Origin of the sequence: Blautia sp. AF19-1 (genome assembly GCF_003479155.1) — a bacterium.
Lineage (GTDB): Bacteria > Bacillota > Clostridia > Lachnospirales > Lachnospiraceae > Fusicatenibacter > Fusicatenibacter saccharivorans.
Genome location: NZ_QUGQ01000038.1, coordinates 1 through 11,019, shown reverse-complemented (window position 1 = coordinate 11,019; position 11,019 = coordinate 1). Strand labels below are relative to the sequence as shown.

Sequence of the window (11,019 nt, the reverse complement as noted above, 5' to 3'; positions counted from 1 at the left end):
GTAAAGTTTTTTAACTTTCTTCAATTTTAGTATTGACTTTTTATTTGCAGGCTAAAGTAACGAGAATGCGACGCGCCGTTTTCAATCAGAGAAAGAGTTTGATGCACGCGATCGCAATCGAAGCCACAGCCACGATCCGTTTCAGCAGCGTCTGGTTGATTTTCGTTGCATTTTTGCTTCCGGTAAAGACACCGATGCCATGTGCGACCAGGAGCACCGGCAAGCGCGCCGACAAAACTTCCGGCCGAAAGCACACCTGCCGTTTTCAGGTCAAGGTTCCCGCTCTTATAATAATTTACCGATCCCAGAATGCCTGAAATCAGAAATGCTGCAAAGCTAATTTCCCTGAAAAAAGGAAAAATCGCCATGACACTGGAGCAGTATCATCTGGCGCAGAAGACGATTCATCATTATGTTAATTATTAAAGCGTGCTGGGAAAACATTTCTCATTACGTTCTCCACTATTTCTTTAGATTAAGAAAGACCCTGCATACGCAGAGCCTTTCTTACATTTTCTTTCGAGGACTAACCCTTGATACAAAAATATGTCAATCCCAAATGCATTACTTCAGAAAGAGTTGACATATTTTATCTGACATAGCACATGTGACTGCATCCATTTGGAAAAAGCTCTGCTTTCATCGCTCGGATATATTCTTCTTCCGTAGAAGAATCCTCCAGAATCTCCAGCGTGCGGCGCAGATTTCGGATATCACGCTCCATAAAATCGGTATAATTTCCCCGGCCTACCAGCTTCAGATGAGTGATTCCAGCATCGGAAAGCTGTTTTAATGTACACAGGCCGCAGCCGGTTGCGCCGCAGAGGTAACCATCTTCCGATACAGGATTCATCAGTTCTGATGCAGAATCCCATTCGGATATAGAAATATTTTCTCCCGGACGATTTTTTTCTTGTTTTTCTAATTTAGATTCTGAAAACGACATCGGTTTCTTCCAGTAAGGAACCCGGCAAAGATATCCCATTTCATCGCAGTGCAGGGAATTGCAGAAAGCACCACTGAACTGGCACAGTTCATTCAAAGCAAATGCCTCGAACTCCGTTGGATAAGTCCATTCTTTTCGAGCGGCTTCTTTCTGCGCAGTTATATGCCGAATCACTGCACGCATTTCCGAGATCGTATTTTTGCGCTGGAAAATGATCCTCTTCGGGTATTCTTTCGCAAAAACCTCTGTCATCGCAGAATTCACCGTTCCCAAATCCCCGCTCAGATGCACCTCACAGTCGATCTTTTCTTTTCGCAGGTACACAAGCAGCGCGGGATCCGCAAGAATATAACTGTCAAACCCTATGCTGCGGCACTGTTGGATGATCTGCGTAATTTCTTCATACTGTTCCTGCCGGTAATACAGCGAATTGAACGCCAGATGCACTGGCTTCTGGTATTTCTGCACCATATTGGCCAGAATTTCCAGTTCACTGAACGATCCAATTTGTACGTTATAGTTTAAAACCTCTCTCCGATTCAGCGGCAGAACCGTTCCGTATTTTTCTGACCAGGAAAACGGAACGTAACCGCAGAACAGCTCGTCTGCTCCGGCGCGGACGTAACGGGGATAGTCATCAATGGAGCCGAGGCCTGATGTGATTTTCATAAGTTAAATCCTTTCGCTTGCGCCTCATTCAAATTCAATCTCTTCCTCCGCCTTAGCATACAAATCCAGCTGATTTTCAATATCAAGTCTCTGAACCAGCCAACCTCTTGCAAGACACATCTTCACAAAATCGTCTATACGATTTACTCCATTCATCTCTTTTAACGTTACAACCACACCAAACGGAAGAGAATCTTTTCTTTTCTGCAAGCATTCTTTCGTATTAATCTTAAGTCCCCATAACCCAGAATCATAAGCCTTTCGGGGAACCCTTTTTTCTTTTATTTTTTCACTGATATGTTTCACATTATCCCATTTGCGATACATTTTTCTTGCATCTTCTTCGTACAAAGTAATCTGTTTCTCTTCAGACTGTCGATTGTCATCAATTGCTTTAATCATGGTTGACCCTCTTTTGGCAACAACTCTGCCAAACTGAATATCCATTTCTGTACTCGTATAGTCAACACCCTGTTTGCGATCGCACTGTGGAAAATATGCCAGGGTGGCTCTTGCATAAAACGGGTGCGCATGATCTACAACAGGCACTGGCAGATTATAAGTATAAGTTTCATATTCCTCCGATGCCCCTGTCATAATGAAACGTATTTCATCATCCGGTGTTTTTAAAACCTCATTAATATGCTTTGGCACAACACCATATCCGATTCTATGTGAAATATCATCTCTTCGATTCCATCCGGCAGCTGCATCAATCAGCAATGCTTTCGCCACTTCCCGGCTTAATCCCATAATATGAATCAAATATGCCAGTTTACGTGAAATCCATGGCGCTGCAAATGAAGTTCCCGCTACGTATGCTGCTCCCATATCGTCTTTGCATACCACCATTTTATCTGTATAGACCGTTCCATCACCACCATAATAACTGACATCCGGTTTATGAAAAAACGACAGAACAGGTCCAATCCTGGTATAAGAAGCAGAGTTTCCTGCAAAATCCACAGCATTAACCACCATAGAATTCAGGGAATCTGCCGGAGATCCAATTCTCATATTCTTTTTGGTAACTCCTGCCGGAATATTTGTACCTGCTACCACAAAAATAACATCATATTCACTCTGAATACGATCCAGCTCTGCAGCCTCCGGCGAAATAAAATTTGGTTTGATTTCAAGTTTTGATCCCAGCGATAAATTCCAGACTTTAATATCTCGATTGGACGCAACAATATTTCGGATCATTTTCAGAACAGTAAAAGAACTAAATCCGTTATTTGTTGCCACTCCAAAATGTCTTACGCGAAATCTGCCGCAGCCATCCGCAAGCTCCGGGTTTCCCTGTGGACCATCTACGATAATATAGCTGACAGCTGTTCCGTGTTCATAATCTTTCCTGGACAGAGGAATATTAGGATCCAAAAGATTTTTATATTCAACCCACTCGTGAAAATACACTTTTTCATTGAACTGTGTATCTATCACACCTATGACCGGTTCGTTCTGTGGATGTGGGATTAATAATCCGGCATCCTCTTCCATATCCTCATACGCATCTAACACATCGTCTCTTGAAATCTCAGAGAAGTCTGTAACTCCCATAGCGATCAGATACGACGCATTGTTATATAGCAATTTAACTTCGTCTGGATTCAGTCTTAAAGTAGTTCCGTCTATGATGCGATCATCTACAATATCAATTCCGAATTTTGAAAGAAGTCTTTTTGTATCCACCCCTGTCTGATAGATGGTAATGATTGCTTCTTCTGTTATTTCCTCCGTTGCTCTGTCGATATCAAATCGTTCCACATAAAAGCCGTCAACCATGGTTTTCAGAAAACTGGTTTTGGGTACTTCATTAAAATGATATTTTTCGCCTAATTCTTCTATTACTTCACTAGGAACAGAACCTTTATAATACTGTTCTATGATAGACGCTGTCTTTTTTAAAACATCGATAGATTTTTCAATTGCCTGCAAGGAAACAAAATGCGTAAAAACATGTTTTTGCACTTCATTTCCTTTTTGATCTGGCTCCCAGACAAATTTGGCCCCTCGAATTGATTCTGTCGGTGATTTTCCATTTTCTGACAGTAGAATTTTCAACCGGTTGCTTTTGGCAACAATATGCTTATAATGTACACTTACCAGGGCACCACGAATATCCTTGTTTTCCGTCCAATATACAAGTATTCTTTCCAGCTGCTTTTCCAACTCACGTAAATGTGATGCAGAAACACTTTTCCCTTTTGGAAGCTTAGGTGATCCCGGTCTGGAACGATTTGATCTTTGTTCGAATCTTCCTTTTAACTGTAAAATACTATTCATCCCTTACACCTTCTTTTAAATCACGAGCCACGCTGCTTTTGGAACGTCCAACCAATATTTCCATTTCTCTCACTGTGAATTTCTGACTCTGCAGTTTTTTCAGATCGTCTGGTTTTTCATTACATACTGCATAGTATAACCGTCTAAAATAATCCATGCCGTCTTTCGGATTACTAAAGGCAACCGACGTCCTGATCAAATTTTTCAGTTCGCCTGGATATGGTAATTTGGACATCAATTTCATAATTTTCCGAAACAGGCGAATATCTCTATTTGCAAGTTTCAGCTTATCCAGATAACGATCCAGCATCTGCTCAGCAATAGAAAGAAGATCTTCCTGCGAATAACGGTTAAAATCAATCACAGAATCAAACCTTCTTATCAATGCCCTGTCAAAATACTGGTAAAGATTTGTTGTTGCAATCAAAACAACATCTTCATTCATTCGGTCAAACTCTTTTAACATTGTTGATGTAGCCCGCCCCATTTCTCTTAAATCGTTTTGGTTCGTGCGATCCAATGCCAATGCATCGATTTCATCAAATAGAACAATCACCTTATCCGGTTGAGCAAATTGGTTGATTTCTTTAAATAACATAGACAGATTCTTCTGTGTCTGACCAAGCTTACTATCTATAACAGAAGAAAAATCCACCATAAAAATCTCTCTGTTTAAGATTCTTGCCAATTGTTTTACTGCTTCCGTTTTTCCTGTTCCAGGCGCTCCCTGAAAAAGGAACTTATTAATTCCAATGTGATGCTCAATTGCATTAACTATCCCTATTAAATCACCTGTAATTTCATCCGGAAGTAATAACATATCCGTATTCGCTTCTATTTTTTCAAAAAAAGGAGAAACATTCTCTGATACCTGCGGCACAAACGTATTAGCATTTGATAATAATGACATAATATACTCAGCCAGTTGATAATCGCCGGATGCATCAAAATCCTTTGCTATTTCATAAGCTTCACTGCGAAAACCAACATCATTTTTTTCGGTATAATACTTAATTAAACTTATAACACTTTTCTTCTTCATACTATGCACCCCATTTTTATTCGCTGTCTTTTTTATATCATGTTGGGACAATTTTGTCAATATTGGGACAGTTTATCTTTTATAGCAAAAAAGCAGCCCACATAGGCTGCTTTTTTGTTTATAGATTTTTAACCACCACTTTACATCGTTTACTCTTTTTCGCATTTTTATTTTCAGCATTTTGCACAAACTACAGGATAGTGGGTGTTTCTTTTAATTCAGAAATCGGATGGCGCGCAACAATCTCCAGACCCTGCATCAGCATGTGGTACTGTTCTTCTGTGATGGCCATTGCCTTGTCCGCAGAGCGTGGCCATCGGAATGCACCATTGTCGAGTCTTTTGTACATAAGGAGAAACCCGTCTCCTTCCCAAAGTAATGCCTTGATCCGATCGCATTTTCGCCCACAAAAGAGAAACAGCGTATTTTTATCATAAGGATCCAGTTGAAACTGAAACCGGACGATGTTTGCAAGACCATTAATCCCACGCCGGAGATCCGTAAATCCCATCGCCAGATAAACTTTTTTAAAACCGGAAGCATCTGTGAATATTCCTGTGCGGCGGAGCCGCCAGTCCAGTGTGGCGTGAGCCACCTATCCAGACGGACTGAGCCACATAGGTTATGAATTATTCGCGTAGATTTTTAGCCAAACCGTATACTTCTCTCATGGATCTGTCATGCTCAGCATCAATACTTGTGATGTTGATGCGATAACTGTCATGAGCTATTCGGTCGATGATTGCGTCAGCAAGAGGACTGGCATCACCACCAAGCTGATCATACCATTCCTCGAATTCATACTGGGAGCAGAAAATCGTTGAAGATTTCTTGCGTCTCCTGTGGAGCAATTCGAAGATATCCCTCTGTTCTGAATCCGTTGGTTTCAACAGAAGCCATTCATCCAGAATCAGGACAACAGGATTGGCATACTTAGCCATAACTTTTTTGTAGTTGCCATCAGTCCGTGCCATCTCCAGATCAATAAGCAGATCAGGAAGACGGACATACTTGGTATTGAAATACTGCTTACAAGCCTCCATGCCAAAGGCACAGGCCATGTAAGTTTTACCGCAGCCTGTAGCACCGGTGATAAAGAGATTCCGGTGTTCAGATATATATTCGCAAGTTACAAGCCGGTTAATAAGATCCTTGTTAAGCTTGCGCCCGGAAGTGTAGTTGATATCCATGATACTTGCTTCCGGCTGGTCGAATCCAGCGTTACGGATTAGTCGTTTCTGACGATTGTTTTTACGATTGCTGTATTCGATGTCCACCAGCATACCGAAGCGATCCTCAAAAGGTATTTCTTTAAATTTGGGATCATCAAGTTGGTTACGAAATGCATCTGCCATAGTGGTAAGAAGCATTTCAATTAATTTATCAATTGTACTCTGATTGGTCATATGTGTTTACCTCCGATAGTAATCGGAACCTCTCGTGATGCCGTGTGTTTTATGTGTGGTTTTTGATTCAGTAGTTTCTGGTTCCGGTTTCACAGAACCGGTTACAAGGATGTTCTTTATGCTCTTGTAACTGGGCGAAGATGTATAGGATAACGCCTTTTTACAGGTTGCTTGAGGCAATGCATCTGAGTATTTCTCAGCAAGCTTCAGAAGTCCCATACAACTTCGGTAGGTCTGTTGTTCCACACGTTTGGAGGTCAGTATTGCATTGACCACAGTGTACGTATTTATGCCAATCCGCTCAGCCCATTTGCGGAACCGGTCGCCGTTCCATTCCAGATATTTCTGATGTTCTTCCGGCATATGTTCCGTGACCGTGCTGTACTGCCCGAGGCGTCCTTTCAGACGACGGTGGGAAGCAATGCGGCTATGGTTGTAGAAAATTTCAATAGTGGTATCTGTTACCTTTACATCAACTTTCTTTTTGATGTATTCATAAGGAACGGAGTATAGCATTCCGTCTACAGATATGTGATAATTGAACTGGACGGTGGCTGTCTTCCAGTCGATCAGTTCAAAACGGGTAGCAGGTAATGGTGCCAGCAATGGTTTTTCTTCCTCAAGAAACAAGCTTTGCCGACTGCCCTCTTTCTTTTGAAAGAGCCTTTGGTTGAACAGTCTTTTATTTCTAATGTTAGAACACATTTTGTATTATAGCCGGCTTTTTTGAAGGCCTGCTCAAACCCAAGCCTAATACCTCCCATTCCTGAAAATAAATCTATGAACTTAACCACCTTTTTAGGCATCGGTTTATTCCTCCAACATAATAATCATTTTTTTAATGCATATAAAAGTCCTGCAATCAAGGAAATACAACTTAATTACAGAACCCTTTCTCATCCGCATTTTAACTCTCTGCTTCCTCAAATAGCTTAGTAAGCAAAACATTCAAATTGGTGTGTCTATGCAATGAATTATTTCCTTTTTTTATAAAATCCCAAGATTCCTCATAACTCATATTCTTTACTGCATCAGGATCACCTGCTATTTCTTTAACAAATCCTTCAACATCACCAATGTAGTTTCTTGCAAATGTATCAGCCAAGTTTCTTTTCATTCTGTAATCCAGATTTGCAGAATGGTGTAAGAAATGATCAAGATTACTTGAAAAATAATACACAGAGTATGGCACTGTTTTCTGCTTGACTTTTATAGTTGAACACTTACTTAAATATGTAAGGTTTTCACTTTTTTGCTGATTTCTCAGTTTTATCTTTTCAACATCTAAGCAAGCAATCTCATCATCTTTATAGAATGGTGATTCTTCCTCTTGCAAAGAAGAATCCTCTACAATACACTCATCAGAAATATATGCACCATCAGTATCAACGATTTGAATTATTTCTGTAATATCCTTTGGCAAAATCTTTTCTCTGTCAAAGAAATCATCCAAGAACAGAGTGTATATTGCGTCCTCTATATTATTGGGATGAACCCAATAGTTTTTCCCCTGCTTATCTGTGTAACGGCTTGTTGTAATATCTCCGCCTTTCTCCTCATCTTCCCGACGAATCACCGGAAAATAGACTTCGATATCCTCATCAATCTGATCATATAACTCTGGGATAGCAAGCTTCAGAGCCTCTCGGTCAGATTTGCCTTCAACTAGAAATAGCACAATCTTCCTCTTTGGCCTTTTTCCCATTAACGCAATCCTCCTGCCTTCTTAAGTGCAGCTATAATCTTAAATTTCTTTGTCTTATTGTAGATTTCTTCTTCCTGTTCACAAAGGATTATTTCTCTAAAATAAGTATCTCTAAGATTATTTGTTGCAGATATATTTTTCAAACGAATATATCTGTTCTGAGGATTTGTCGTAGTAAAATACAAGAACTTTTTATTTATTACTTCCAACGGTCTAAGGTTATGGGATGTAAAAATAAACTGTCCTTTTCCAGACTCTTCCATAGACTGAAGAATTTCGCCTAGCAAGTACTCAAATATACCTGCATCAAATTCATCAATTGCCACAGTTACAGACTGTTCATTAAACGCCGCTATAATTAAACTCAGAACAGAGATGATTTTTCTAACACCATCCGATTCATCTCGCAACGGCAATTCCTTTCCATCTCTATATGCAGTCAGCATAGTAACAGTTGCAGCTTCCCCATCTTTATCTAAAGTTTGAGAAATCTCCTTAAAACCGATAGACAATCCCGGAACTAGCTGGGTTAATACCGAACTAATATCACTCAGTTCTTCACAAAGATGTTCTAAATCCTCATTATCAATAACCATAGGTCTTCGTGCATCAAACATCATTCTTCTAGATCTTGTATAAATAGGAAGTGCAAAGTTTAAGCGAATAAATCCCGATGATTTTGTATCAATAACAAACAGGAAATGTCTTGCAAATAATCGAAGTTCTATTAATACTCTGAAGAATAATGACTTGTTATCATTTTCCTCAAATATTTTAAGCGTATCCGTCATAAAAATGAAAGATCTCGAATTGCTACGCGCAAGCTGTTTGTTTACTTCAAGAGAAACTAAAGTTTTCTTCCCAACACCAGCAATTTCTTTTCTTTTTGTAGTTGGTTTAAACGGAGAATCTTCTGATGATGTATCGATAATCGCCTGTCTTTTCGATGCATCTTCCCACAACAACGAAAACTTTTCATCAAAAATAACAACTTTACACTCTTCTTCAGGTATTTCAAATTCCTCTGGAGCATCTTTATAGCGTTCTCTAATCTCTTCCGCTGTTAATTTTTGACTTGACATGCGGAATGAATAAGCCGCTTCACGTATAGCCCCATCTGGATACTGCAAATCAAAAACAAACTCCAACTCTGAAAACTCTTTGCCAGCGGCAACGCAATCAGCATATACACTCGGAACTGTGGCACCGGCCATTAATTCCTGCAAAATTGCTAATGCTTCAATAAAAGAAGTCTTTCCTGATCCGTTTTGTCCATATATACCGAGAATATCAGATTCTGTGTTGTATGGAATAAACTGTCTTCCACAGTTAAAAGTGATTTCTCCATAACCAACGCTCTTAAAATCTTTCAATATTACTTTTTTTATTCTAACAGTAGGTAAATTATCACCATGTTCTTCTGTTATAAAATCATGTTCGCTCATAATACACCTCACATATTTGTAGCTCCTATAGAACATTATACACGCCTCCAGTTATTTGTCAAGCAGAATCTATATTTTATATTTTTTACTCGATTTTTGCATTTTGATTACAGTTTTATTTTCCTTTTATATTAGAATATGCCCATTTGCATATTCCGCAAGAACTGCGCATCCGTTTCAGAGGAACGGAGCGCCATTCCGCTTTAAACTGAGCAAAGCTCAGCACGTTTATTAGTTACCATTATTTACTCTGCGATCCCTGCCAGGAAATTCAAGACGATATGCTTTGGATGTCATTCGGCTTAAGCAGGCATCCGCATAGGTGGAATCCCCAAAAAGTTGATACCATCCGGATACTGGAATCTGAGAGATTATAATAGTTGCCTTGCGGCAGTCTCTGGACTCGATGATTTCAAACAAGTCGCGGCATTTTTCAATGTCCAGATCCATTAAACCGAAATCATCTATCACCATGAGATCATAAGCTGCCATTTCATTCGAATACTCAAAGTAAGTACCTTCCTGTCTGGCATGATCGGATTCCTTTAAAAGTGTGTTCGCACGTATATATTTAACAGTACGATTCTGATGCATTGCTGTGATACATAAGGCGCAGGCGATGTGTGTTTTCCCAGCACCAGCTCCTCCGGTCATCAGCAGGTTATTCGGTTCATCGATCCAATCACACTTGGCCAGAAGTTCTATGACGTGTGTATTCAGCTGACGTTCTGGATCATAGATTGAACTGTCAAGATCAGCTGCAGGATATTTCAGGGTCGCTTTCTTCATGAGACGTTTAAACTTTTTACTCTCACGCTGATCCCACTCCTGATTTACAATAGCAGCAAAGCGGACTTCAAATGGTTCGAGACCTGTGTTTGGTTCCAGAAGCTGCTTTTCAAAGGCTTCAGCCATACCGGACATACGAAGTTTATACAGCCGGTCCATGAGTATGTTCTGTTCCTTTGTGAGTTTATCGTTATAAAGATAGTCTTTTAATCTGTATGCCATAGTACGTCACCCTTACTTATAGTAGTCCTTTCCTCTGATATTTTCATGATTGGGCAGTGTTCCTGGTGAATGCTCGGGGAGTTCCTTCACATCCATCTTTTTCAGCATCTGCTTGAAGGTAAAATACTTACAGGAATTGATCTCTATACATTTACGGGCAACTTCTTCAGCAGCACCTTTCGGGATTACTTTTACTTTATGCAGGATACCTGCACAGGCATTATAAGACTGCTCTTCATGTTTCGATGATTTAAGGAGTCTGTCAATCAGTTCTGACATTGCAGGACCAATGGCAGAAGCCCAGCGGCGGTAATAATTACCATCCTTTGCATTGACTTCTTTATAATAAAGGTGTTCTGGCGGCATATGTTCATCTACTGTGATATACAGCGGAAACTCCCTATAAGACCGCTTATGTGTACAGATCAGCCGATTATACTGATCACAGATCCGGATCTCTGAAGCGGTTGCCTTCAGGATTGCAGGCTTGCCACAGTAAGAGTACA

Annotated in this window: 9 protein-coding genes and 3 pseudogenes; all 12 read right to left on the bottom strand. The window is 40.1% G+C overall.

The window, feature by feature from the left end; all coding sequences use genetic code 11:
- Positions 1-85: 85 nt before the first annotated feature.
- Complete coding sequence (locus DWX26_RS16815; protein ID WP_158555034.1) at positions 86-223, bottom strand: hypothetical protein; 138 nt, start codon at positions 221-223, stop codon at positions 86-88.
- Between the two features lie 366 nt (positions 224-589).
- Positions 590-1,615, bottom strand: a complete 1,026-nt coding sequence (locus DWX26_RS16255) for a U32 family peptidase (RefSeq protein WP_117510905.1) — start codon at positions 1,613-1,615, stop codon at positions 590-592.
- Positions 1,616-1,639: 24 nt separating this feature from the next.
- Positions 1,640-3,904: a S8 family peptidase gene (locus tag DWX26_RS16250; protein WP_117510907.1), complete on the bottom strand. Its 2,265-nt coding sequence runs from the start codon at positions 3,902-3,904 to the stop codon at positions 1,640-1,642.
- Complete coding sequence (locus tag DWX26_RS16245) at positions 3,897-4,946, bottom strand: ATP-binding protein (RefSeq protein ID WP_117510909.1); 1,050 nt, start codon at positions 4,944-4,946, stop codon at positions 3,897-3,899. The genes DWX26_RS16250 and DWX26_RS16245 overlap by 8 nt, the downstream gene beginning before the upstream one ends.
- A 190-nt stretch (positions 4,947-5,136) precedes the next feature.
- Positions 5,137-5,541 (bottom strand): IS66 family insertion sequence element accessory protein TnpB, encoded by a 405-nt coding sequence (gene tnpB, locus DWX26_RS16240; protein ID WP_117805366.1) that lies wholly within the window; start codon positions 5,539-5,541, stop codon positions 5,137-5,139.
- A gap of 34 nt (positions 5,542-5,575) precedes the next feature.
- Positions 5,576-6,352 carry an IS21-like element helper ATPase IstB gene (gene istB, locus DWX26_RS16235; RefSeq protein WP_117510913.1) on the bottom strand — a complete coding sequence of 259 codons (777 nt, stop codon included), beginning with the start codon at positions 6,350-6,352 and terminating at the stop codon, positions 5,576-5,578.
- A 6-nt stretch (positions 6,353-6,358) separates the two neighbouring features.
- Positions 6,359-7,045, bottom strand: a pseudogene (locus DWX26_RS16230) (Mu transposase domain-containing protein); the annotation flags it as partial.
- Positions 7,046-7,071: 26 nt separating this feature from the next.
- Positions 7,072-7,116: pseudogene (locus tag DWX26_RS17795) on the bottom strand (hypothetical protein); the annotation flags it as partial.
- A gap of 143 nt (positions 7,117-7,259) precedes the next feature.
- Positions 7,260-8,057 (bottom strand): hypothetical protein, encoded by a 798-nt coding sequence (locus DWX26_RS16220; RefSeq protein ID WP_117510915.1) that lies wholly within the window; start codon positions 8,055-8,057, stop codon positions 7,260-7,262.
- Positions 8,057-9,502 carry an AAA family ATPase gene (locus DWX26_RS16215; RefSeq protein WP_117510947.1) on the bottom strand — a complete coding sequence of 482 codons (1,446 nt, stop codon included), beginning with the start codon at positions 9,500-9,502 and terminating at the stop codon, positions 8,057-8,059. The genes DWX26_RS16220 and DWX26_RS16215 overlap by 1 nt, the downstream gene beginning before the upstream one ends.
- 231 nt (positions 9,503-9,733) lie before the next feature.
- Entirely contained in the window at positions 9,734-10,513 is a 780-nt protein-coding gene (locus tag DWX26_RS16210; RefSeq protein ID WP_117510917.1) for an ATP-binding protein, read from the bottom strand.
- Positions 10,514-10,525: 12 nt separating this feature from the next.
- A pseudogene (locus DWX26_RS16205) lies at positions 10,526-11,019 on the bottom strand (Mu transposase domain-containing protein); the annotation flags it as partial.

Bases quoted from the DNA above. Each gene is read 5' to 3' on its own strand.
- DWX26_RS16250 (WP_117510907.1), bottom strand. From the start codon at position 3,904: ATGAATAGTATTTTACAGTTAAAAGGAAGATTCGAACAAAGATCAAAT.
- DWX26_RS16220 (WP_117510915.1), bottom strand. From the start codon at position 8,057: ATGGGAAAAAGGCCAAAGAGGAAGATTGTGCTATTTCTAGTTGAAGGC.
- DWX26_RS16245 (WP_117510909.1), bottom strand. From the start codon at position 4,946: ATGAAGAAGAAAAGTGTTATAAGTTTAATTAAGTATTATACCGAAAAA.
- DWX26_RS16255 (WP_117510905.1), bottom strand. From the start codon at position 1,615: ATGAAAATCACATCAGGCCTCGGCTCCATTGATGACTATCCCCGTTAC.
- DWX26_RS16210 (WP_117510917.1), bottom strand. From the start codon at position 10,513: ATGGCATACAGATTAAAAGACTATCTTTATAACGATAAACTCACAAAG.
- istB (WP_117510913.1), bottom strand. From the start codon at position 6,352: ATGACCAATCAGAGTACAATTGATAAATTAATTGAAATGCTTCTTACC.
- DWX26_RS16215 (WP_117510947.1), bottom strand. From the start codon at position 9,502: ATGAGCGAACATGATTTTATAACAGAAGAACATGGTGATAATTTACCT.